The organism is Amycolatopsis sp. NPDC104863, from assembly GCF_055582965.1.
On record NZ_JBVJOW010000008.1, the window covers coordinates 269,469 to 291,359 of the forward strand.

Genomic DNA, 21,891 nt, shown 5'->3' on the forward strand with positions numbered 1-21,891 from the left:
CACCTGCTTTCAGGATGTGGACGCGCTGGGTAGCGCGGCCGGGTGCGCCGACAATGTTCCCGTCGGCGGAAGGGGTGCACGGTGAAGCGGATGGTTCGCGCCCTCGTGCGGGCGCTCAGCGGGTTCGGCTGGGTCATGACACCACCGTCGGCGCCCGGCGACGTCGGCGCCGTCATCCCGGTGCCGCGGCCGGCCGGCGAAGCCGACGTGCCGAGTGTGCCGTTGTCCCAGCGGGAAAGGGAAACCTTCTGGCACATCGTCTCGGGCTGAGCGGGTCCAGGATCTGGAACCGCGCGCCGGTGCGTTGACCGCGCTCGGCCCCGCTTCCTAAAGTCGTGGGGGTCAACGGAAAACGCGTCCCCGCGCACGGATGCCTTTTCTTCCCGTTCATTTTCCGGAACAGGTACTCCCATGCCCGAATCCGTCTGGGTCGCCCAGTCTGATCCGCGGGTCCGGCCGTTGCTCGCCGACCTCGCCCGCGAGTATTCCACCCGCTACCAACGGGTTCTCACCGACGTCCACTTCGAACTCCGCGAGTACCCGGCCGAGCGGTTCGCGCCGCCGGGCGGTGGTCTGCTGCTGCTCGTCGACGAAGGCCACGCCGTCGCGGGTGGTGCTTTCCAATGCTACGACGAGGAAACTGCCGAGCTGAAGCGGATTTGGACCCACCGCGCACACCGCGGCCGTGGGCTCGCCCGCCGCGTCGTCGGCGAGCTGGAGGCCGAAGCCCTCAGCCGCGGGTACGCCCGGATCCACCTGACCACGGGCCCGAACCAGCCCGAGGCGCGTGAGCTCTACCTGGCCACCGGGTACACACCGCACTTCGACGTCCGGGTCGTGCCCACGACCCGGTTGCGGTTCTCGAAAGCGCTTCCCGCCGTGGTCGCGACGTGACCAGCGACGTCGGGACCCGGCCCGCGCCCGCCGCGGCGCCGGAGGAGTCGCTGAAGATCGTGCCGGCCCGGCGCCCGCTGACCTGGGTGGCGGCCGTCGTGGTCGCGGTGCTCGTCGCGATGGCGGGCCACGCGCTGGTGACCAACACGGCGTTCGACTGGCCGACGTTCGGCCGGTTCGTCTTCCAGAAGTCGATCCTGGAAGCGGTCGCGCTCACACTGGAGCTGACGGCGTTCGGCGTGGTCGCCGGGTTCCTGCTCGGCACGGTCCTGGCGCTGATGCGCATCTCCCGGAACCCGTTGCTGCGCGCGGTCAGCTGGACCTACACCTGGGTGTTCCGGTCGGTGCCGCTCATCCTCCAGCTGCTGTTCTGGTACAACCTCGCGATCCTCTACAACGAGATCTCGTTCGGCGTCCCGTTCGGGCCGTCGTTCGTGTCGGTCGGGACGATGAGCCTCATCCCGCCGTTCCTCGCCGCCGGCCTCGGGCTCGCGCTGCACCAAGGCGCGTACGCCGCGGAGATCGTGCGGGCCGGGTTCCTCTCGGTGGACGCCGGGCAGCGCGAAGCCGCCGCCGCGCTGGGCATCCCGGCCGGGCGGCAGTTCCGCCGGATCGTGCTGCCGCAGGCGATGCGGACGATCGTGCCGACCGCGGCCAACGAGATCATCGGCCTGCTGAAGGCGACGTCCCAGGTCTACGTGATGGCGCTGCCGGAGCTGTTCTACCAGGTGCAGGTGATCTACACGCGCAGCGGCCGGGTGATCCCGCTGCTGCTCGTGGCGACCGCGTGGTACCTCGCGCTGACCACGGTCCTGTCCGTCGGGCAGTACTACCTCGAACGACGGCTGGGGCGTGGGGCATGACCGCGGAGCTGATGGTCGACGTCCGGAAGGTGCACAAGAGCTTCGGGGCGCTGACCGTCCTCGACGGCGTCGACCTGCAGGTGCGCCGGGGCGAGGTGACCGTGCTGCTCGGGCCGTCCGGGTCCGGGAAGTCGACGTTGCTGCGGCTGATCAACCACCTCGAGCGCGCCGACCGTGGGTTCATCAGCGTCGGCGGCGAGCTGATGGGGTACCGGCGAACCGGTGACCGCCTGCACGAGCTGAAGGAACGCGAGATCCTCAAGCAGCGCACCAGGATCGGGTTCGTCTTCCAGAACTTCAACCTGTTCGGGCACCTGACCGTGCTGGAAAACGTCGTGGAGGCGCCGGTTTCCGCGCAACGCCGTCCGCGCGCCGAAGCCGAGGTCCGGGCGCGCGAGCTGCTCACGCGCGTCGGGCTCGCGGAAAAGGCGGACGAATACCCGCGCCGGCTCTCCGGCGGCCAGCAGCAGCGGGTCGCGATCGCGCGGGCGCTGGCCCTCGAACCGGCCGTCCTGCTCTTCGACGAGCCGACCTCGGCGCTGGACCCCGAGCTGGTCGGCGAAGTGCTCGCGGTCGTCCGGGACCTGGCGGAGGCCGGCACGACCATGGTCGTCGTCACCCACGAGCTGGGGTTCGCCCGCGAAGTCGCCGACACCGTCGTCTTCCTCGACGAGGGGCGGGTGGTCGAACAGGGCCCGCCCGCCGCAGTCCTGGACCACCCCCGCCACGCCCGGACCCGGGCGTTCGTCGAAAAAGTGCTTTGAGGAGAACCATGAGACTGCGTGTGTTCCTGCTGGCTTCCGTGCTCGCGCTCGGCGCGTGCGGCAGCCCCGAAGCGGCGACGGACCCCGCCGCCCGCCCCGGTGGGGTCAACATCACCGCGAACCAGAACCGGGTCCGCGCGGAGAAGGTCGACACGATCGCCGCGCTCGTCCCGGCCGCCATCCGGACGCGCGGCACGCTGGTGGTCGGCACGACCGGCAACGGCACCCCGCCGCTGTCGTTCCGCGCCGACGACGACAAGACCGTCATCGGGGTCGAGCCCGACCTCGCCCAGCTCGTCGCCGACGTGCTCGGCCTGAAACTCGACCTGCAGGCCTCCTCCTGGGAGAACCTGTTCCTCTCGGTGGACAACCGGCAGTTCGACGCCGGGTTCTCGAACATCACGGTGACCGAGGAGCGCAAGGACAAGTACGACTTCGCCACCTACCGCAAGGACACCATCGCCTTCGAGGTCCGCGCGGACAAGAACATCTCGGTGCGCGAGGCGAAGGACATCGCCGGGCTCACCGTCGGGGTCGGCGCCGGGACGAACCAGGAGCAGATCCTGCTGCGCTGGGACCAGCAGAACAAGGCGGCCGGGCTCGCGCCGGTGAAGTTCCAGTACTACCAGGCGACGTCGGACTACTACCTCGCGCTGCAGTCCGGCCGGATCGACGCCTACGTCGGCCCGAACCCGACGTCGGCCTACCACGTGGCCGTGGAGGGCAGGACCAAGATCGTCGGCACGGTCTCCGGCGGCGGCACGGTCCCGGCCGACATCGCGGCAATGACCAAAAAGGACAGTGGCCTGGTGAAGGCGCTTCAGCAGGCGCTGGACACGGTGATCCAGAACGGCCGGTACGCGGAGGTCCTCAAGCGCTGGAACCTCGGCTCGGAGGCGCTGGCCACCTCCGAGGTCAACCCGCAGGGGCTGCCGCGCAAGTGAGCGTCCACTGTGGACCGCCGGTCAGCCGGGGAGGCGCACCGCGATCTCGGCGCCCAGCTCGGCGCCGCCGGTGAGCTCGAGCTCGTCACCGCTCCAGAAGCGGCCGGCGTCGTACCAGTTGGGCCGGCGGCCGGCCGGGAGCAGGCCCATCGCTTCGTAGGTCAGCGCGACGATCTCGGCGCAGTAGGCGGCTTCGAGCGCGACGTCCCGGTTGTCGCGCTTGCGTGACGGCAGCCGCCCGCCGAGCCAGCGGGCCGCGAGGCGGGCGGTCGAGGGGAACGGCGTGCCGTCGAGCCGGGCGACCGTGCGCAGGGCGGCGTCCTCCAGCTCCCGGCCGACCGGGTGGTCGAGCTGCCGCAGCCACACCTGCTGGTGGTACTTCTCGGCCCAGACGAGCACGGCGCGCCGCAGGTCGTGCAGCTGGGCGCCCCGCTGGTGCGTGCCCGACCAGACGTCCGGCAGGGCGCGCCCCAGCTCGGCGTGCCACAGCAGCGGCGGGAGGTCCTCGATCACCACGGCCATGCCGACGTGGTTGACCGGGCTGTTCGTCACGACGCGAATGGTCCGGTCGGCCGCGGAGCGCCCCCGGAACAGCCACAGGTCGCCGGTGCGCGTCACGGCCACGGCTTCGTCCAGTTCGACCTCGGTGCCCGGCACGGCAGTAGCCTAGGCCGATGCGCTGGTGGAAGACAGTGGGCCTGGCCGGGCTGGTCGGAGTGGCGGCGACCGGGGTGGTGATCGCCCGGCAGGAGCGCCGGCGGCGGGCTTACACCCCGGAGGAGATCCGGGAGCGGCTGCACGCCCGCCTCGAGGCCGGGCCCGCGGACGAAGCCGGCGGCTGACCAGGCTGCGGCGGCGGGCCGGACACGTGGTGTGCTTAGACTGGGGTCTAGCAAAGGGGCCACCGTGCACCAGCTCACCCTCGGCGTCGTCGCGCATTCCCGGAAAGCGGACGAACGCCGGCTGCCCATCCACCCACGCCACGTCGAGCGGATCGACGCCGATCTGCGTGAGCGCATCTACCTCGAACACGGCTACGGTGAGGCCTTCGGCGTGCCGGACGAACAGCTGAAGGGCCTCGTCGCCGGGATGCGCTCGCGCGAGCAGCTCATCGCCGAAACCGACGTCGTCCTGCTCGCCAAGCCGACCCACCGCGACGTCGCCGAGCTGCGGCCGGGGCAGGTGCTGTGGGGCTGGCCGCACTGCGTCCAGGACGCCGCGCTCACCCAGCTGGCGATCGACGCCAAGCTGACGCTGATCGCCTTCGAGGCGATGAACCACTGGAACCGCGACGGCTCGTTCGGCCTGCACGTCTTCCACAAGAACAATGAGCTGGCCGGCTACTGCTCGGTTCTGCACGCCCTGCAGCTGATCGGCGCGACCGGCGACTACGGGCGCCGCCTGCGGGCCGCGGTGATCGGCTTCGGCGCGACGGCGCGGGGTTCGGTGACCGCCCTCAATGCCCACGGGGTGCACGACGTGCACGTGCTCACCGGCCGGGGGATCGCCGCGGTCGGGTCGCCGATCCACTCCGCGACGATGGTGCACTTCGACCACGACGAGAACAACCCGGGCGACCTCCGCCGCAGCCACGCCCGCACCGAGCGCGGCCGGGTGCCGCTGGCCGGGTTCCTCGCCGAGCACGACATCGTCGTCAACTGCGTCCTGCAGGACACCGGCGCGCCCCTGACGTTCCTCGTCGAGGACGATCTCGCCGCGTTCCGGCCGGGCAGCCTCGTCGTCGACGTCTCGTGTGACGAGGGGATGGGGTTCAGCTGGGCGCGGCCGACCTCGTTCGCCGACCCGACGTTCGCGGTCGGGGACGGCGTCACCTACTACGCCGTCGACCACAGCCCGTCCTACCTCTGGGACTCGGCGACGTGGGAGATCAGCGACGCGGTGCTCCCGCTGCTGCGGCCGGTGCTCGGCGGACCGTCCACATGGGACGGCCACGAAACCGTCCGGCGGGCCGTCGAAATCCGCGACGGCGTGGTGCTCAACCCCGCCGTCCTGGCCTTCCAGCACCGGTCGGCGGAGTACCCCCACGCCGTGGTGTGAGACGGGACCACCCGGCCGGCCGCCCGACGAGTACCCGCTGGGCTGGGTCCTCACCTACCGGCGGCGGACGCCCCGCCCACCGGTGGGAAGCTGCGCGGCGGGGGTCGTCGTGGGGTCGCCGGTGCGGGACCCGCGAACCGGCCTCGAAACCATCCCGCTCTCGCCGTTCGAGGGTGGTCCCGGGGCGCCCACGGTCCGGGTCCCGGACCGGGACGTCATCGGCATCGAGCCGCGCCGGCCGCCGGAGCGCGTGGTCCGTCCTGAGTGGACGCCGACGGGGAACCACCCGGCCGGATGACGGCCGCACTCCTCCATTTGGCCTAAGCTGGGGCCGCGCTCCGGCGCCCCTGGACGATCTTCGAGCGAGCGGGGTGGACGCATGGCCGAGGGCACCGAGGCCGGCCGGCACTGGCCGGCGCGGCACGGCGGCGGGTACCCGCCGGGCTGGCAGGTGCGGTACCGCGGACGCCGGGAGCGGGGGCAGCGCTCCGGCGCGGCCGCGCCGGAACGGACCGGCACGATCGCCGGCCCCAGCCTGCGCGACGAGCACACCAGCACCACCTGGGTGCCGGTGCGGCCTCGCAGCGCGGCGCCGGACACCCCGTCGAGACTGGTGCGGGCGACCGACATCCTCGACGCCCGGCCGCCGGACGAGCCGGCCGCCGAGCACGCGCCGTCCGAGGGCGACGGCCGTGTCGTCGAGCTGTCCGAGCGCGGTCCCGGCGCGCGGTAGGCCCTGCGGGCGCCACGGCGGGGCCGTTCGTGAGAGGCTTGACCTCGGCCGTAGCCACCGGAGCGAGGTGGCGCACCGCAGGGGGGCGGTCAGCGAGACCGAGGACGCCATGACGTATCCGCCGAACCCCGGCCAGCCGCCGTACCCGGGCCAGCCGCAGCAGCCGTACCCCGCCCAGCAGCCCTACCCGGGGCAGCCGCCGTACCCGTCGCCCACGGGCGGTTTCCCGGCGCAGCCCTACGGTCAGCCGTACCCGCAGGCCCCGTACCCGGGCTACGGGATGCAGCCGCCGAAGCCGAGCGGCGCCACCGCGATCACCGCGGGCGTGCTTGCGATCCTCGGCGGCCTGTTCAGCGCGATCGGCCTGATCGGCGGCGTGATCACGCTGAGCCGGGGTTTTGTGCACTGGCTGTTCGTCCTGTCCGTGGTCGAGGACCTGGTGCTCGTGGGCACGCTGATCCCCGGCGGCATCCTCCTGTTCCTGCGCAAGCCGCTGGGCCGGCTGCTCACGATCATCGGCAGCGGCGTCGCCATCCTGACGACGCTCGTGTCGCTGGTGCTGAGCGCGATCGGCCTGGGCCTGCTCGACAGCGGCGTCGGCGGCGCCTACCTGGGCGGCGCCATCTTCGGGCTGCTGCTGGTCCTGCTCCCGGCGGGCGCGACGCTGACCCTCGCGATCGTCAAGCCGACCGCGCGGTGGTGCGAGAGCTCCGCGGCCCCGACGTACTGAGCGGTGTATTTCCCCGGCCGTTCCCGGATCCGACTGGTATGCCCACCATCGGGAAGGAACGACCATGCCGGAACCCCAGCTCTACCACGCCCGGGCCGACGCCGAACGCGCGCTGCTGCTCGCGGGCACCACGTCGCCGTTCACCATCACGGTCCGCTTCGCGGGCGGCCTGACCCAGTCGCAGATGGACGCCTTCGCCGCGGCCGCCGACCGGTGGGCCAAGGTGATCGTCGGTGACCTGCCGGACGTCGTCGTCGGCGACGAGGCGGTCGACGACGTCCTCATCATCGCGCGCGGCGCCGACATCGACGGCGAGGGCGGCATCCTCGGCCAGGCCCACATCACCCACGTGCGTCCGGCCGGCGGCGAGCGGACGGCGCTGCTGCCGGCGCGCGGCGAGATGACCTTCGACAAGGTCGACCTGGCCAAGATGGAGGCCGAGGGCATCCTCGGCGACGTGATCACCCACGAGATGGGCCACGTCGTCGGGGTCGGCTCGCTCTGGGAGGCCAAGGGCCTGCTGGTCGGCAAGGGCACCACGGACCCGACGTTCTCCGGGCCGGCCGCGATGGCCGAGTACCACAAGCTGCGCACCGGTTCGGGCGACCCGGTGCGGGTGCCGGTCGAGAACACCGGCCAGCCGGGCACTCGCGACGTCCACTGGCGGGACCGCACGTTCGGCAACGAGCTGATGACGGGCTTCGTCAACCCGGCGCCGAACCCGCTGAGCCGGCTCACCGCCGCGTCGCTGGACGACCTCGGGTACCAGGTCGACCTCGAAGCCGCCGACCCGTACGAGCTGCCGGCGTCGACCGAGTCGGTGCAGCTGGCCGAACGGCTGGCGGTGCACGCCCTCGCGGTGCGGCCCGCGCCGATCGAACTGTCCCGTGAGGACCTTCGCTGACGCACTGCCACGTGCCGGTGAGCTGTACCTGCTCGGCAAGCACCTGATGGAGCTCGCGGCCCGCGGGATGCGCGACGAAGCGGATCCCGCGGGCCGGAGATCTACCTGGTGCTCATCTCGGTACTCGTCGAAGTGCCGGACATCTCGATCAGCGAGCTCACCGCTCGCCGACTGCGGCTCGGACGCGGACCTCGCCGCCCGGCTCGTCGCGGCGGGCCCGCCGGGGGACGTGCTGGTCGGGTATTCGATCCCGCTCGCGCTCGCGGTGCTCGACGAGCTGCTGGGGATCGCGCCGCCGGCGCGGGACGAGCTGCGGGGCTGGCTCGACGGCGTGCTGGCGGCCACAGTGGACACGAGCCGGGTGCCGGGGCACCTCACCTTCGGCCACGGGCCGCACCACTGCCTCGGCGCGGCGCTGGCCCGGCTGGAGCTCACGGCCGGTGTCACCGCGCTGCTGGCCGCGGCACCCGGGCTGCGGCCAGCAGCGCCGGTCGAGGAGCTCCCGTGGCGGCGGATGTTCTTGACGCTGCAAGGTCCCGCCGCCGTCCCGGTCGGCTGGTGACGCGTTACGGGGCCCAAGGCGGGGAGACGGCCCAGCTGCTGTCCGCCGTCAGTGTCTGCGGCCGGTCGGAGCCCGTGCTCGCCCCCGCGCCCGAGGCGATGTAGACCTGGGAGTCGTAGTGCCGCAGGAACGCACCCGGGATGTTGAGCGACTCGAACGTCACCCCCGTGCCGCCGAGCCCCGGCCGGGTGCAGAACGTCGCGTCCGCGCGCATCAGGGCCGAGCCGTCGTCCGGTGAGTTGCGGACGCGGCCGTCCTGGTGGCGCAGGAACTGGCCGGGGAAGTTCACCGACTCGAAGGAGTAGCACGACGACTCGCCGAGCCCGCGCCGGACGGTGTAGGTGGCGTCCTGCTTGAGCAGCGCGCTGCTGCCGCCGTTGACCACCTCGGTGTAGGCCAGGCCGCCGGCGTGCCGCAGGTAGCGGTCGGTGTAGCCCCACGTCGTCACGCGCAGGGACTGCCGGGCGTTCACCGCGAGCGGCACCGAGCTGCGCCACAACGCCGGCGCGGCCACGTTCCAGGTCGCGTCCGCGGCGAAGCTCGTCGCCGTGTCCCACGGGTTCGGGCCACCGCTGACGGCCAGGTACACGGTTTCGTCGTAGTGCCGCAGGAAGCGGCCCGGGAGGTTGACCGACTCGAACGACGTCCCGCCGGCCGCGAGGCCCGGGCGGTCGCACCAGGTGGCGTCCGCGGTAAACGAGCCGCCCGTGTCACTGTCGATCCGGACGCGGTTTTCGCTGTGCCGCAAGTACTTCCCGGGGAAGTTGACCGACTCGAACGAATAGCACCGCGGGTTCGCCAGCCCCGCGACGGTGCGGAACGACGCGTCCTGCCGGGCGGCGTCCGGGCTCGCCGTCGTCAGGACGTCGGTGCGGGCGAAGGAGTCCGCGTGCCGCAGGTACCGGTCGGTGAAGCCGGGGGTGGTCACCTTGAACGACCGGAGGTGCCCCAGGGTCAGCGGCACGGCGGCGTTCAGGTTCTTCGACGCGGCGATCAGGTCGGCGTGCGCCGCGCGGACGCGGGCGGTGTCGACCTTCTGGACCCGCCGGTCGTAGGTGTAGAGGCCGTTGTATTCGCCTTCGACGTCGGTGATCTCGGTGTAGACCGACGCCGAGACCCCCTTGGTGGTCATCAGCTGCCGGACGTCGCGGACCATGCCGGTGTAGCGGTCGTTGAGCTGGTCGGCACTCGACATCTGCTCGTAGGCGAAGAACCGGCCGTCCGGACTGTATTCGTGGCCGGGGTTGCGCAGCCCGAGACCGCCGAACTCGCCGAGCACCGACGCGCGGGTCGCCGACGGCGGGGCCGCGTCCGGTCCGGTGTAGACGTGCCAGTCGATGAGGTCGCCGGTGCCCGGGTCACCCTTGGCGGCACAGCAGTTGATGCCGCTGTGCGGGTTCATCAGCCGGGTCGGGTCGTAGCTCTCCAGGCTGCTCGTGACGCGCTTGGTGTCCTCGAAGTTCCACTCGCCCCAGCCTTCGTTGAACGGCACGTAGGTCACGACGGCGGGGGAGAAGCGGTGTTCGTCGACGATCTCGCGGGCCTCGGTCTCGAACTCGGCGATCTGCGCCGGCGTCTGGTTCGACTCGGCGGCCGTGGTCGACGGGATGTCCTGCCACACCAGCAACCCGAGCCGGTCGGCCCAGTAGTACCAGCGTGCGGGTTCGACCTTGATGTGCTTTCGGACCATGTTGAAGCCGAGGTCCTTGTGCTTCCGGAGGTCCGACGCGAGCGCGTCGTCGGTCGGCGCGGTGTACAGGCCGTCCGGCCAGAACCCCTGGTCGAGGGTGCCGATCTGGAAGACGAACTCGCCGTTGAGCGTCGGGCGCACCACGCCGTTGATCGTCTTCGTGCCGACCTCGCGCATGCCGAAGTAGCTGACGACCTGGTCGATCGTGGTGCCCGCGGCGTTGCGCAGGGACACGCGCAGGTCGTAGAGGAACGGGTCGTCGGGTGACCACCGCCGCGCGTTCGGCACCGGCACGGAGAACTCGGTGAACCCGCCGGTCGCGCTGCCCACGACGGCGCCGCCGGTCATCGACTCGGCGAGCACGGAGTACCCGCTGACGTCACCGCGCCCGAAGACGCGCACCCGCGCGGTGTTGTTCGCCAGGTTCGGGTAGACGTCGACGGAGAAAATGGACGACGCGGCGGTCGGCTCGAGCCAGACGGTCTGCCAGATGCCCGAGCTGGGCGTGTAGAAGATGCCCGAGGGGTTGGTGACCTGCTTGCCGAGCGGCTGCTTCTCGCCGCGGCCGTCGGTCGGGTCGTAGACGCGGACGAAGATCTCGTTCGTGCCGCCGGTGAGCTGGGCGGTGACGTCGGCCTCGAACCGGTCGTAACCGCCCTTGTGCGTGGCCACCTGAACGCCGTTGACCCACACCGTGGCCTCGTAGTCGACGGCGCCGAAGTGCAGCTGCACGTGCCGGCCCGCCCAGGCCGCGGGGACGGTGAAGGTGCGGCGGTAGAACATCACGTCGCGGTTGTCGTTGCGCATGATGCCCGACAGCGCGGACTCGACCGGGTAGGGCACGAGGATGCGTTCGGGCAGGGTCTGCCCGAACGGCGGCGTGGCGTACCGGTCGACGCTGTTGTTCGGCCCGGCGGCGGGGTTGAGGAACTCCCATTCGCCGTTGAGCGACTGCCACTCGGGCCGCGTCATCTGCGGCCGCGGGTACTCGGGCAGCGGGTTGGTGGTGCTCACCTGCGAGGTCCACGGCGTGGTGAGCGGCGGCGTCTTCGGCACGACGGTGGCCGGCGCGGCGTTCGCGGCCGGCAGCGCGGGGCTCACGACGATCGCGCACAGCAGCGCGAGAACCAGGGTGACGAGGCGGCGCATCGGACTCCTCGGACGGAATGCGCACGGAAGCCGTGAACCGCCCTGGCGGGGACGGCGGAGAACTCCGGGCGGGACGGCGAACGGGGGTGCACGCGGAGCCCGGAGCACTACGGCGGGCTCGTCGAACCGAACATAACACGGGACAAGGACAAACGGAACAACTCAGAAACCACCAGACAATCAACACCGGTGGTGCGCTGCCGCCTGGTGGGTTCGGTTCGATCGTGCCCGCAGGGGTGGGAGGTTCGCCGGGAGTGGGGCGGGAATGTCCGGAACTGGCCGCGGGGGCGGGAGTCCGGTGTCCGGATCCGGCTGTGGGTGCGCGCCGGCTCGAGCTCGGCCGGGACGACATGAGTGACTCATTCATGTCGTCCGGCGAGGTGAATGAGTCACTCATGGCAGTGGGGGCGGGGGCACGAGCGGCACCGGCGGCGCTCGTGAACTCCCCGCCGCGTCAGGCGAGGGGGTACTTCACCCCGGTCAGGTCCTCCGAAACCGCCCACAGCCGCCGCTGGGTCGCCAGGTCGTAGGACTGGGGGCTGGAGGCCACCACTTCCGGCCGTCCGCGGTAGCCGCCCGGGGCCGCCGGGCCGTAGTACTGGCCGCCGAGGGCGGCCGGGTCCGTGGCCGCCCGGAGGATCGGGAGGGTGCCCATCGCCGAGCTCTGGCTGATCAGCGGGGCCACCACCGGGAACAGCGCGCGGGTGATCGCGGGGGAGTTGCGCATCAGCTCGGTGCGGGCCACTCCCGGGTGCGCCGCCACCGCCGCCGTGGTCCCGTGCGGGGCGAGGCGGCGCTGCAGCTCGTAGCTGAACATCAGGTTGGCCAGCTTCGCCTGCCCGTACGCCGCGACGCGGTCGTAGGAGTTCTCCCACTGCAGGTCGTCGAAGTGGATCGCCGCGCGGATGCGGTGGGCGATGCTCGCGACCGTCACCACGCGGGAGCCGGCCACCGGCAGAAGCAGGTCCAGGAGCAGGCCGGTGAACGCGAAGTGGCCGAGGTGGTTGGTGCCGAACTGCAGCTCGAACCCGTCGCGCGTGGTCTGCCGCGGCGGGTACATCACGCCGGCGTTGTTGATCAGCAGGTCGATCTTCGGCACCGTCGTGTGCAGGTCGGCCGCGGCGGCGCGGACGGAGTCCAGCGAGGCCAGGTCCAGCTCCTGCACGGACACGTCGCCGCCGAGGCGCGCGGCCGCCTGCTTGCCCTTCTCGACGTCGCGGACGGCCAGCACCACCGACGCGCCGCGCTCGGCGAGCACCTTCGCGGTGTCGAAGCCGAGGCCGGTGTTGGCGCCGGTGACGACGGCCACACGGCCCTTCTGGTCCGGGACGTCCTGGTCGCTCCACTGCTTGCTCATGGCGGTTCCCCTACTCGTTACCGGCCTTTGCGGACCGTCGGTCTGTTATGACCGAGGTTAAGGAACCGGCGGTCTGTTGTCAAGAGACCGCCAGTCCGTAATCCGCCTCGGTGGGGTTACGCTGGGTCGCATGACTTTCCAGCGGGCGCGCAGCGCCGAGCAGCGGGAGGAGCGGCGCCGCAAGATCCTCGGCACCGCGCTGGTGATGCTCGACGAGATGCCGGTGGCCGACATGAGCCTCACCGAGCTGAGCCGCCGGGTCGGCCTGGCCAAGTCGAACGTGCTGCGCTACTTCGAATCCCGGGAAGCCGTGCTGCTCGAGCTGCTGCAGCAGGCGCTGGACGACTGGCTGGCCGAGGCAGCCGGCGAGCTGGCCGACGGCGTCGACCCGAGCCTGCCGGCCGACGCGCGGGCCGACGCGTTCGCCGCGATCGTCGCGCGCACACTGGCCCGGCGGACGGTGCTGTGCGACCTCGTCGCCGCGCAGGCCGCGGTCCTGGAGCACAACGTGTCGGTGGACGTCGTCGTGCGCTACAAGCGGTCCGCGCTCGCCGGCCTCGACACGATGGTCGGCCTGATGCGCCGGTACCTGCCGGAGGTCGGCGCCGAAGCGGAGTCGGTCTGCCTGCTGGCGATGATCCTGACCGGCGGGCTCTGGACGCACACCCAGCCCTCGGCCAGCGCGCTCGCCGCCTACGAGGCGGACCCGTGCCTGGCCGGGTTGCGCCTGGACATGGCGCCCGCGCTGGAACACGCGCTCGCGACGCTGATCGCGGGTGCGATGGCGCGCGTCGGGTCGTGACCCGACACGCACCGAAGCGGGGCTGAGATCACCGCATGGCGAGTGCCTCGTCCACGGTCGGGGCGAGCACGAGCAGCTCGTGCGCGCCGGCGAGCCGGATGGTCCGCAGGACCGTGGGGCCGGTGGCGACAACCCGCAGCCGGTGCGACGAGTCTTCGGGGGGACGGCCCGCGAGCACGATGGCGTTGATGCCGCTCGAGTCGAGGAACGTCACACCGGTGAGGTCGAGCACGACGGGGCCGGTCGCGGCGGCTTGGACGGCGGTCAGGGTGCGGCCGAACTCGGGGACGGTCAACAGGTCGAGCTCGTCCAGCACGGCGAGCACCACCGCGTCGCCGCGCCGGCTGACGGTGCACCGGAAGATCGACGGGTCGTGGGGGACTTCGGGGGTTTCGTTGCCGGACACGGCTCCAGTTTCCCCGGAGCGGGCGGTGTCCGCAGTGTGGTGGGCGCGTGGTTTGCCGGTTCCCCGTCGTGGGTACTTCCTCGCGCGAAGAAGGAGGAGGATCGCATGGCGGTGCGCGTCAGTGCCACCCGGCCCGGCGGGGTGTGCGTTCGATGAGCGCTCCCGCGGTCCTGCCCGTCGCGCCGGTCACTGTGGACACTCCCCGCCCGCGCAAGCGGGACGACTACTCCCACTGCCGCCCGCTGTTCGACCGGCTGGCCGCGCTGCCCGACGGCGACCCCGCCCGCGAACCCCTTCGCGAGCGGCTGATCATCGAGTTCCTCCCGCTCGCCGAACACGTCGCGGTGCGGTTCAGCGGGCGCGGGCAGTCCCGCGACGATCTCGTGCAGGTGGCCCGGATCGGCCTGGTCAAGGCGGTCGACCGGTTCGAGCCCGCGAAGGGCGCGGACTTCCTGTCCTTCGCGGTGCCGACGGTGATGGGTGAGGTACGCCGCTTCTTCCGCGACAGCGGCTGGGCGGTGCGGGTGCCCCGCGGCCTGCAGGAGCTGCAGGGACGGCTTTCCCGCGGCACGACGCACCTCGCGCAGCAGCTGGGCCGGGCGCCGACGCCCAGCGAGCTCGCGAGCCACCTCGGCCTCGACGTCGAGACGGTGCGCGAAGGCCTGCTCGCCGCGAACTGCTACGAGACGTCGTCCCTGGACCGCCCGCTCGACGAAGGCGGGCTGTCACTGGCCGACACGGTGGGCGAGCCGGACGCCCGGATGGAGCTCGTCGAGGACCGGCAATCCCTGGCCCCGCTGCTGAAACGGCTGCCGGAACGCGAGCGGGCGATCCTCGAGATGCGGTTCTTCGAGGGGTTGTCGCAGTCGCAGATCGCCGCCCGCGTCGGCTTGTCGCAGATGCAGATCTCCCGGCTGCTCACCAAGACCCTGCACCAGCTGCGCGCCCAGATCGGCGACTAGGCGCCCGCGGAACCGTCCACAAAGGAGAGTGCTACCCGGGAACCGGCGGGCAGGCGAGCCCGGAGTTCGCACACCCCAGCCGGCCCCACACGACCTTGCCCTCGTCGTGATGGCTCACACCCCACGCGGAACAGATCTGGTCGACCAGCCGCAGCCCGCGTCCGCCCGCGCCGTCCGGGGTGCGCAGCCGGGGCGCTTCGGCTCCGGTGTCCGTGACCGCCACCGCGATCTCGCACGGGTCGTGGCTGCGCAACAGCCGTAGCTGCACCGGGCCGTTGGCGTGGCGGTAGGCGTTGTCCAGCAGTTCGGCCACCACCAGCAGGGTGTCTATACGATGCGCTTCGCCGAGCGTGGCGAGCCGGGCCCCGGCCCAGTGCCGGGCGGCGGCCAGGTCCGTCAGGTCGGCGCCCGTGAGGTCCAGGCTCTGCCAGTCGGCCTGGTCGTCGCGATCCCAGGCTACCGGCACCATGAAACTCCTCTCGACGACCGCCCGGCGGCACAAAACGGCCGGAACGTGATCGTCTCCGCGCCGAGAATACCCATGTTCGCGACGTTTACTCGCGTTTCGGGCCCAGTGCGGCCCGGGCCGTCTCGACGTCCGGGTGGATGCGCAGGAGGTCGGCGAGCCCCAGCAGGGCGACGGGCCGGAGGATGGCGCGCTGCGCGGTGACGATCACGAACTCCGTGCCCGCCTCTTCGGCGGTGGTGTGGCCGTGGATCAACGCGGTCAGGCCGCTGGAGTCGCAGAAGGTCACGTCCGCCAGGTCGGCGATGACGGGACGCCCGTCGCCGATCGCGGTCGTCAGCTGGGTGCGCAGGTCCTCGGAAACCGCCGAGTCGATCTCCCCGACCGCGCGGAGCAGCGTCTCGTGGTCGGTCGAGGTGATGGCGATGGCGAAGTCGGGCGGGGCCGCCAAGGGTGAGCTCCTCCGGATCGGCGTGCGCCGGCAGGGAGCACACGGCTAGAGCACCGCGGCTGGGTCCTCAACCGCGTCTGCGGGAGACGGTAGCAGCCGGGCCGGGGCGTCACCGCTCAGCGGCGCCGCAGCGCCAGGAGCGCGATGTCGTCCTCCGCGGCCGCGCCGAAGCGGGCGAGCAGGGTGTCGCACAGGGTTTCCAGGTCGGCGTCGTGGGTGACAGCCGTGCGCAGCAGCTCCATGCCGTCGTCGACGACGCTGCCCCGCCGCTCGACCAGGCCGTCGGTGACGAGCAGCAGCAGCGTGCCGGGGTCGAGCGTGAGCGACGTCGCCGCGGGCCGCGGCAGGCCGATGCCCAGCAGCGGCCCCTTGATGCCGAGGTAGCGCACTCCGGACGCGTCGGCGAGCAACGGCGGGATGTGCCCGGCGTTCGCGACCTCCGCGGCGCCCGTCGCCGGGTCGAGCGCGACGAGGCTGACCGTGGTGAGCCCGCGCGGGTGGTAGCGGCGCAGCATGGCGTCCAGCCGCTCGAGGATCTCGACCGGCCCGTGCCCTTCGACGGCGTAGGCGCGCAGGGCGTGGCGGACCTCACCCATCACCGTGGCCGCCTCGAGGGAGTGCCCGACCACGTCACCGACGGCGATGAGCAGGCGCCCGCCGAGGTCGGACACCTCGTAGAAGTCGCCGCCGATCTCGGCATGCGCGCTCGCGGGCGCGTACCGGGCCGACATCTCCAGGCCGGGCCGCACCGGTAGCTCCCGCGGCAGCAGGCTGCGCTGGAGGGTGAGGGCGAGCTGGTGCTCTTCGGTGAAGGTGCGCATGGCCTCACACGCGAGCGCGGTCGCCTGACCCAGCTGCAGCAGGAGGTTGCGGTCGTCGTCGGAGCTGATCACCCCCGCCTCGACGGTGATCGCGACGGGGACCCGGGACGGGTTCGCGTGGGCCAGCGCGAGGATCGACGCCCCGTCCGGCGACGTGACCAGCTGCGCGAAGGACACCTCGGTGCCCGGATTGGCTTCGTGCGCCGTCTTCGTGACGTCGTCGAGCGCGCGGACCGTGCCGGCGAGCACCTCCGGAGCGTGGCCGGGACCGTCGGTGGTGGCCGAGCGCACCAGGCCGCGGTAGCTCGAGCTGAGGACCTCGGCGCGGCCTTCGAAGATCGCCGCGGCGCCCGCGGCGGCCGCGATGAGCACGTCGTCGAACGTGCGGGCGCTGTTCATGGCGAGCGTGGCGCGGGTCAGCCGGCCCAGCCGCAGCGCCAGCCGTTCGGCCCGCAACCGGGCGCGGTAGTACCGCAGGGCGGCTTCGACGGTGGCCACCAGCTCGCCCGGGTCGACCGGCTCGACGAGGTAGCCGTCCGCGCCGCGGTCGAGCCCGGTGGTGCGGTCCGTGACCTCGATCGCGGTGGCGGAGATGTGGATGACCGGCATCGCGGCGGTGCGCGGGTCGCCCTTGACCCGCTCGCAGACGTCGAAGCCGCTCATGTCCGGGAGGTTGACATCCAGCAGGACGAGGTCGAGCTCTTCGGCGGCGAGCGCGGTCAGCGCGGCCCGGCCGGTTTCGGCCTCGGTGACGCGGTAACCGTTGCGGCGCAACCAGCTGCTGGTCAGGTACCGGCTCGCCTCGAGGTCGTCGACGACCAGGATGCTCGCTCGCGCGCGCTCGCCGGGATCACTCATCTGGGCACCGTCCTGGCCACGACCGCGAAGGCTTCACCGACTGCCAGTCTGAGGGTTTCGGGGGAGACCTGCGACTTGAGCAGCAGACCCGCCCGGAGCCCGGCGCCGGTGAGGTCCAGTCCCTCCGGCACCGCCGAGGAGACCACGACCACCGGGATGTCCCGCAGGCCGGGCTTTTCGCGCAGCACCTGCAGCACTTCGCGGCCGTTCATGCCCGGCATCAGCAGGTCGAGGAAGACCAGGTCCGGCCGGTGCCCGTCGAACACCTCGATCGCCTCCCGCCCGTCCGCGGCGTGCCGGACGTCGGCGGCGAGGTCGCCGACCAGCCGGGCGAGCCGGTCGCGGAAGTCGGCGTCGTCGTCGACGATGAGCAGTGAGCCGACGCGGACCGGGGTCGCCCGGCGCGGGTCGGGGCGCGGCAGGCGGAGCACGACGGTCGTGCCCGTGCCGGGCTCGCTGGACAGCTCCAGGCCGCCGCCCAGGATCTCCGCGAGCCGCCGCGCGTAGGGCAGGCCGAGCCCGGTGCCCGGCGCCCGCGCCTGCAGGTCGTTGGGCACCTGGTGGAACTCTTCGAAGACGCGGTCCTGCTGGTCGGCCGGGATGCCGATGCCGGTGTCGGACACCGTGAAGCGGACGTCGTCGTCGTCCGTGCCGACGGTCAGCCGGACCTCGCCGCGCTCGGTGAACTTGAGGCTGTTGGACAGCAGGTTGCGCAGGATGCGCACCAGCATCGTCTCGTCGGTGATCAGCTGCGGAGCCGGTTCGGGGACCTCGATCACCAGCTCGACCTCAGGCGAGGCCACCGTCGACCGCAGGGCGCCGCGCAGCTGGAGACAGACGGCGACCAGATCGACCTGGGACGGCTGCGCGACCAGGTGGCCGGACTCGGCCTTCGCGGTGTCGAGCAGCTCGTTGACCAGCGACAGCAGCGTCGAACCGGCGTCGTTGACCAGCCCCACCTGGCGCCGCTGGTCGTCGGTGAGCGGGTCGGCGCCCGGCCCGCTCAGCAACCGGGCGAGGCCGATGACGGAGTTGATCGGCGCGCGCAGCTCGTGGCTGATGTTCGACCAGAACCGGGTCTTCGCCTCGCTGGCCGCCTTGAGCTGGCTGGACTTCTCGTTCAGCTCGGCGTAGAGCGCGACCACCCCGCGGTTGGTTTCTTCGAGCTCTTCGGAAAGCTCCTTGTAGAGGGCGACCACCCCGTGGTTGGTCTCCTCGAGCTCTTCGTTGACCCGCATGAGTTCCCGGCTCTTCGCTTCGAGGCTTTCCAGCGTCTCCAGCAGTTCCTGGTTCTGGGCCCGCAGCTCGTCCATCGGCGTGCTCATCCCGTGTTGCTCCAGGACTCCGCGCAGCCGCGCGAGGTCGGCCGGCCCCGGCGGGCGGTGCCCGGGGGAGCGCAGCTTGTGCAGGGAGACGACGTTCTGCCCTGCCTCGCAGGTGACGTGCAGGCCGTCCATCAGCCGTTCCGCGGTGTCGCGGCCGGTGTCGAGGACCGTTTCGGCCGGCCGGCCGCGCCAGCTGAACTCGGCGACGAGCGCGAGCGGCGCGTCGGCGAGGACGAACCGCGCCGTGGCCTTGACCCCGGCGCGGACGAGGTCGCGTCCGACGTCGCTGAGCACCGTCGCGAAGCGGACCTGGTCCTGGCCCTCCAGGCCGGCGGCCGCGGCGACCTCCCGGCCGCAGCGGCGCACGGTGAACACGTCCGGCTCCGCCGCGATCGGCAGGCGGATGAGCTCGTCGCGCCGCCGCGCGGTCATGGGCTTGGTTTGCCGACGAGGACGCCGGCGTCGTCGTTGCGGGTCCCGGCGTCGCGCAGCAGGCAAGCAGCGATCCCGAGCGGGCCGGCGGCGAACTGCCGCTCGCGGCCCTCGGCGCTCCAGCGCTCGGTGAGGCCGTCGGAGTGCAGGACCACGGTCGCGCCAGGCGGGAGGGCGTAGTCGAAGGCACGGATCGTGCGGGCCTGGTATCCCGCGACACCCGGGACCGAGACCATGCCCTGCTTGCGGCCGTCGGCCACCACGCAGGCGGAGATGTTGCCCAGGCCGGCGTACCGGACCGTCCCCGCGGCCACGTCGACGTCGGCGATCGCGATCGCGCCGCCGCGAGTTCCGCGCAGTGCCTCGTGGATGCGCCGCACCATCACCTCCGGGCGTTCGGTCGCGTGGGCGCAGAAGGTGTCGACGGCGGCGCGGGCGGCCGCGGCCGCCAGCGGGCCGTGCCCGGACCCGTCGCACATCATCAGGCGCAGCCGCCCGGGTTCCTGGTGCACGGCGTAGGCGTCGCCGCAGACGTCTTCCCCGCCGATCGGCCGGGTGATGCCCGTGGCGGTCTCCCCGGACAGCTCGGCCGGTGCCGTGCGCCGGGGGTGGAAGCGCGCGGTGACGACCGTGCCGCGGCCGGGCTCGGAGAGCACGGCGGTCGTGTCGGCGAGCCGGGCCACGGCGCCCAGCCCGACCCCGAGCGAGCCGGTGGTGGACTCGCCGTCCCGGCGGGACAGGTCGACGTCGGCCATGCCGGGGCCGTGGTCGATCGCGACCACCTCGACGGCGGCGTCGGTCACCGCCCGGACGACCCGCACGACCAGGACGCCTTCGGTGGCGTGCTTGGCGAGGTTCGTCTCCAGCTCGGTGACCGCGAGGCCGACCTCGGCCGCGCGGACCTCGTCGAACCCGAGCCGGGTGGCGAGCCCGGCCGCGGCGCGCCGGGCCCGGCCGTGCGCGGTGCCGTGCTCCACCCGGACCCAGGCGAGGTCCTCGGTGACCGGGAGGCAGGCGCCGTCGATCATCGGGCCCACTTCACGACGGTGACCTTCGTGCCGCGCCCGACCTCGGTGTCCAGGTCGAACTGGTCGACCAGCCGCTTGGCGCCGCCCAGGCCGAGCCCGAGGCCGGTGCCGCTGCTCCAGCCGTCGGCCAGGGCGACGGTAACGTCCGGGATGCCCGGGCCGTCGTCGTGGAAGGTGGCGCGCACGCCCTTGCGGCGGCCGTTGTCGACCTCTTCGACGCGGGCCGACCCGCCACCGCCGTAGATGAGCGTGTTGCGGGCGAGCTCACTGGTGGCGGTGACCAGCTTGGTCTGGTCCACCAGCGACAGCTTGAGCCGCAGGGCGTAGGCGCGGACCAGCTGCCGGACCCGGACGACGTCCTCGTCGGCGCGGATCGCGATCTCGTCGGGTCCGTCCGCGGCGCCGGTCATCCGGTGACCCGGACGGATTCATCGTCCTGGCCGACCGACGCGCCCCTCCTTCGCGCGGTGAGCTTCTGCAGGACCGAGATCCCGCGGTCCAGGTCCAGGGCGGTGTGCACGTCGCCGAGGGTCAGGCCGAGCTCGACCAGCGTGATCGCCACCGCGGGCCGCATGCCGACCACGACCGTCTCGGCGTCGAACAGCTTCGACAGCGACGCGATGGTCGCGAACATCCGGCCGATGAACGAGTCGACGATCTCCACCGCGGAGATGTCGATGACCACGCCGGACGCGCCGGTCGTGCTGATCTTCTCGGCGAGGTCCTCCTGCAGGGCCAGCACGCTCTGGTCCTGCAGGTCGATCTGGATCGACACGAGGAGCATGTCGCCGATCTTGAGGATGGGGACGCGGTCCATCAGCGGGTCCGATCGCGGGTACCGCGGGTCACGACCACGCCGTCGCGGTGCAGCGCGTGCCGCAGCGCGTCGGCCAGGGTCGCCTTGGTGGCGATGTCGCCGAACTCGATCCCGAGCGCGACGATCGTCTGCGCGATCTGCGGCCGGATGCCGGAGATGGTGCACTCGGCGCCCATCAGCCGCGCCGCGACGACGGTCTTGAGCAGGTGCTGCGCGACCTGCGTGTCGACGGCCAGCACGCCGGTGATGTCGATGATCGCGTGCTCGGAGCCGGTCTCGACCAGCGACTCCAGCAGCTTCTCCATGACGACCTGCGTGCGCGCCGAGTCGAGGGTGCCCACCAGCGGCACCGCCAGCACGCCTTCCCAGAGCTTGACGACCGGGGTCGTCAGCTCGAGCAGCTGCTCGGACTGCTCCTTGATGATCTCCTCGCGGGCGGCGGCGTAGGTCTCGAACGTCCAGAGCCCGAGCGTGTCGAGCAGGCTGGAGAAGGCGAGCACCTCCCGGAACACCTCGGCGCTGTCCTCGTTCTCGGTCAGCTCGGAGACGGCCTGCTTGAGCGCGAAGACGCTCGAAGCGGTCTCGGACGGGCTGAAGCCCTGGCGGGCCCGGGACCGCGAAAGGTCGGCGAGCTGGGCCTTGATCTCGCCGTACTCGGTGCGGTCGAGGTTCCCGTCCAGGGTGACAACGGGGACGAGCGAGCCGTACAGGTCACGGAGGTCGCGCTCGAGCTCGACCGTGGTCAGCCGGCCGCGCAGGGCCGAGCCCGCCAGTTCGGCCCACCGGGCGATCAGCCGCTCACGCTCGGTTCCGAGCATTCCGGCCAGCCGATGGGGCCGCTCGCTTTCGGCTACCACTGATGTCTCCTCAACGGT

The 21,891-nt window shown here is 72.1% G+C and carries 26 protein-coding genes; 14 read left to right on the forward strand and 12 right to left on the reverse strand.

What is annotated here, in order from left to right; genetic code table 11:
• Nucleotides 1–81 precede the first annotated feature (81 nt).
• The 5 genes from ACZ63J_RS37285 to ACZ63J_RS37305 all read left to right on the forward strand — a co-directional run bounded on the left by ACZ63J_RS37285 (nt 82) and on the right by ACZ63J_RS37305 (nt 3,465).
• Nucleotides 82–270, forward strand: a complete 189-nt coding sequence (locus ACZ63J_RS37285; protein WP_465404393.1) for a hypothetical protein — start codon at nt 82–84, stop codon at nt 268–270.
• Nucleotides 271–411: 141 nt separating this feature from the next.
• Nucleotides 412–894 (forward strand): GNAT family N-acetyltransferase, encoded by a 483-nt coding sequence (locus tag ACZ63J_RS37290; protein WP_465404391.1) that lies wholly within the window; start codon nt 412–414, stop codon nt 892–894.
• Nucleotides 891–1,757 carry an amino acid ABC transporter permease gene (locus tag ACZ63J_RS37295; protein ID WP_465404389.1) on the forward strand — a complete coding sequence of 289 codons (867 nt, stop codon included), beginning with the start codon at nt 891–893 and terminating at the stop codon, nt 1,755–1,757. Before ACZ63J_RS37290 ends, ACZ63J_RS37295 begins: the two co-directional genes overlap by 4 nt.
• The gene (locus tag ACZ63J_RS37300) at nt 1,754–2,521 is read left to right on the forward strand and encodes an amino acid ABC transporter ATP-binding protein (RefSeq protein WP_465404387.1); all 768 of its coding nucleotides are present in this window, start codon (nt 1,754–1,756) and stop codon (nt 2,519–2,521) included. The genes ACZ63J_RS37295 and ACZ63J_RS37300 overlap by 4 nt, the downstream gene beginning before the upstream one ends.
• Before the next feature lie 8 nt (nt 2,522–2,529).
• The gene (locus tag ACZ63J_RS37305; RefSeq protein WP_465404385.1) at nt 2,530–3,465 is read left to right on the forward strand and encodes an ABC transporter substrate-binding protein; all 936 of its coding nucleotides are present in this window, start codon (nt 2,530–2,532) and stop codon (nt 3,463–3,465) included.
• A gap of 21 nt (nt 3,466–3,486) precedes the next feature.
• Here ACZ63J_RS37305 and ACZ63J_RS37310 read toward each other — a convergent pair whose 3' ends face one another.
• Complete coding sequence (locus ACZ63J_RS37310; RefSeq protein WP_465306021.1) at nt 3,487–4,122, reverse strand: hypothetical protein; 636 nt, start codon at nt 4,120–4,122, stop codon at nt 3,487–3,489.
• A 17-nt stretch (nt 4,123–4,139) separates the two neighbouring features.
• On the opposite strand from ACZ63J_RS37310, the gene ACZ63J_RS37315 reads away from it, so the two are divergent.
• From ACZ63J_RS37315 to ACZ63J_RS37345, 7 genes are all read left to right on the forward strand, one after another.
• On the forward strand, nt 4,140–4,307 hold the full coding sequence (locus tag ACZ63J_RS37315) for a hypothetical protein (protein WP_465404383.1): 168 nt from the start codon (nt 4,140–4,142) through the stop codon (nt 4,305–4,307).
• 64 nt (nt 4,308–4,371) lie between these two features.
• The gene (locus ACZ63J_RS37320; protein WP_465404381.1) at nt 4,372–5,523 is read left to right on the forward strand and encodes a N(5)-(carboxyethyl)ornithine synthase; all 1,152 of its coding nucleotides are present in this window, start codon (nt 4,372–4,374) and stop codon (nt 5,521–5,523) included.
• Nucleotides 5,524–5,644: 121 nt separating this feature from the next.
• On the forward strand, nt 5,645–5,821 hold the full coding sequence (locus tag ACZ63J_RS37325; RefSeq protein ID WP_465404379.1) for a hypothetical protein: 177 nt from the start codon (nt 5,645–5,647) through the stop codon (nt 5,819–5,821).
• An 81-nt stretch (nt 5,822–5,902) separates the two neighbouring features.
• Nucleotides 5,903–6,256 carry a hypothetical protein gene (locus ACZ63J_RS37330; RefSeq protein WP_465404377.1) on the forward strand — a complete coding sequence of 118 codons (354 nt, stop codon included), beginning with the start codon at nt 5,903–5,905 and terminating at the stop codon, nt 6,254–6,256.
• A gap of 109 nt (nt 6,257–6,365) precedes the next feature.
• On the forward strand, nt 6,366–6,986 hold the full coding sequence (locus ACZ63J_RS37335) for a hypothetical protein (protein WP_465404375.1): 621 nt from the start codon (nt 6,366–6,368) through the stop codon (nt 6,984–6,986).
• A gap of 64 nt (nt 6,987–7,050) precedes the next feature.
• Complete coding sequence (locus tag ACZ63J_RS37340) at nt 7,051–7,890, forward strand: leishmanolysin-related zinc metalloendopeptidase (RefSeq protein WP_465404373.1); 840 nt, start codon at nt 7,051–7,053, stop codon at nt 7,888–7,890.
• Nucleotides 7,874–8,452 (forward strand): hypothetical protein, encoded by a 579-nt coding sequence (locus ACZ63J_RS37345; protein ID WP_465439815.1) that lies wholly within the window; start codon nt 7,874–7,876, stop codon nt 8,450–8,452. The genes ACZ63J_RS37340 and ACZ63J_RS37345 overlap by 17 nt, the downstream gene beginning before the upstream one ends.
• A 4-nt stretch (nt 8,453–8,456) precedes the next feature.
• On the opposite strand, the gene ACZ63J_RS37350 is transcribed toward ACZ63J_RS37345, so the two are convergent.
• Together ACZ63J_RS37350 and ACZ63J_RS37355 are read right to left on the reverse strand one after the other, a co-directional pair.
• Nucleotides 8,457–11,291: an AbfB domain-containing protein gene (locus tag ACZ63J_RS37350; protein ID WP_465439817.1), complete on the reverse strand. Its 2,835-nt coding sequence runs from the start codon at nt 11,289–11,291 to the stop codon at nt 8,457–8,459.
• Between the two features lie 454 nt (nt 11,292–11,745).
• A complete protein-coding gene (locus tag ACZ63J_RS37355) occupies nt 11,746–12,648 on the reverse strand; it encodes an SDR family NAD(P)-dependent oxidoreductase (protein WP_465439819.1) in 903 nt (300 codons plus the stop codon).
• Between the two features lie 130 nt (nt 12,649–12,778).
• Here ACZ63J_RS37355 and ACZ63J_RS37360 point away from each other — a divergent pair, with 130 nt between their 5' ends.
• Nucleotides 12,779–13,450: a TetR/AcrR family transcriptional regulator gene (locus ACZ63J_RS37360; protein WP_465404365.1), complete on the forward strand. Its 672-nt coding sequence runs from the start codon at nt 12,779–12,781 to the stop codon at nt 13,448–13,450.
• 28 nt (nt 13,451–13,478) lie between these two features.
• Here the strand turns inward: ACZ63J_RS37360 and ACZ63J_RS37365 are convergent, their stop codons facing one another.
• On the reverse strand, nt 13,479–13,856 hold the full coding sequence (locus ACZ63J_RS37365; protein WP_465306001.1) for an STAS domain-containing protein: 378 nt from the start codon (nt 13,854–13,856) through the stop codon (nt 13,479–13,481).
• Between the two features lie 152 nt (nt 13,857–14,008).
• Between ACZ63J_RS37365 and ACZ63J_RS37370 the strand changes: the two genes are divergently transcribed.
• Nucleotides 14,009–14,818 carry a SigB/SigF/SigG family RNA polymerase sigma factor gene (locus tag ACZ63J_RS37370; RefSeq protein WP_465404363.1) on the forward strand — a complete coding sequence of 270 codons (810 nt, stop codon included), beginning with the start codon at nt 14,009–14,011 and terminating at the stop codon, nt 14,816–14,818.
• Between the two features lie 31 nt (nt 14,819–14,849).
• On the opposite strand, the gene ACZ63J_RS37375 is transcribed toward ACZ63J_RS37370, so the two are convergent.
• The 8 genes from ACZ63J_RS37375 to ACZ63J_RS37410 form a co-directional block, all read right to left on the reverse strand.
• Nucleotides 14,850–15,287 carry an ATP-binding protein gene (locus ACZ63J_RS37375; RefSeq protein ID WP_465404361.1) on the reverse strand — a complete coding sequence of 146 codons (438 nt, stop codon included), beginning with the start codon at nt 15,285–15,287 and terminating at the stop codon, nt 14,850–14,852.
• Nucleotides 15,288–15,372: 85 nt separating this feature from the next.
• Entirely contained in the window at nt 15,373–15,735 is a 363-nt protein-coding gene (locus tag ACZ63J_RS37380; protein WP_465404359.1) for an STAS domain-containing protein, read from the reverse strand.
• Between the two features lie 116 nt (nt 15,736–15,851).
• The gene (locus ACZ63J_RS37385) at nt 15,852–17,414 is read right to left on the reverse strand and encodes a SpoIIE family protein phosphatase (RefSeq protein ID WP_465404357.1); all 1,563 of its coding nucleotides are present in this window, start codon (nt 17,412–17,414) and stop codon (nt 15,852–15,854) included.
• Complete coding sequence (locus tag ACZ63J_RS37390) at nt 17,411–19,171, reverse strand: ATP-binding response regulator (protein WP_465404355.1); 1,761 nt, start codon at nt 19,169–19,171, stop codon at nt 17,411–17,413. Before ACZ63J_RS37390 ends, ACZ63J_RS37385 begins: the two co-directional genes overlap by 4 nt.
• Nucleotides 19,168–20,199: an ATP-binding SpoIIE family protein phosphatase gene (locus ACZ63J_RS37395; RefSeq protein WP_465439839.1), complete on the reverse strand. Its 1,032-nt coding sequence runs from the start codon at nt 20,197–20,199 to the stop codon at nt 19,168–19,170. The genes ACZ63J_RS37390 and ACZ63J_RS37395 overlap by 4 nt, the downstream gene beginning before the upstream one ends.
• Nucleotides 20,196–20,609, reverse strand: coding sequence for an anti-sigma regulatory factor (locus tag ACZ63J_RS37400; RefSeq protein ID WP_465337297.1), 414 nt, complete (start codon nt 20,607–20,609; stop codon nt 20,196–20,198). The genes ACZ63J_RS37395 and ACZ63J_RS37400 overlap by 4 nt, the downstream gene beginning before the upstream one ends.
• Nucleotides 20,606–21,016: an STAS domain-containing protein gene (locus ACZ63J_RS37405; RefSeq protein WP_465404351.1), complete on the reverse strand. Its 411-nt coding sequence runs from the start codon at nt 21,014–21,016 to the stop codon at nt 20,606–20,608. The genes ACZ63J_RS37400 and ACZ63J_RS37405 overlap by 4 nt, the downstream gene beginning before the upstream one ends.
• Nucleotides 21,016–21,873 (reverse strand): STAS domain-containing protein, encoded by an 858-nt coding sequence (locus tag ACZ63J_RS37410; protein WP_465439821.1) that lies wholly within the window; start codon nt 21,871–21,873, stop codon nt 21,016–21,018. Before ACZ63J_RS37410 ends, ACZ63J_RS37405 begins: the two co-directional genes overlap by 1 nt.
• Nucleotides 21,874–21,891: the final 18 nt, after the last annotated feature.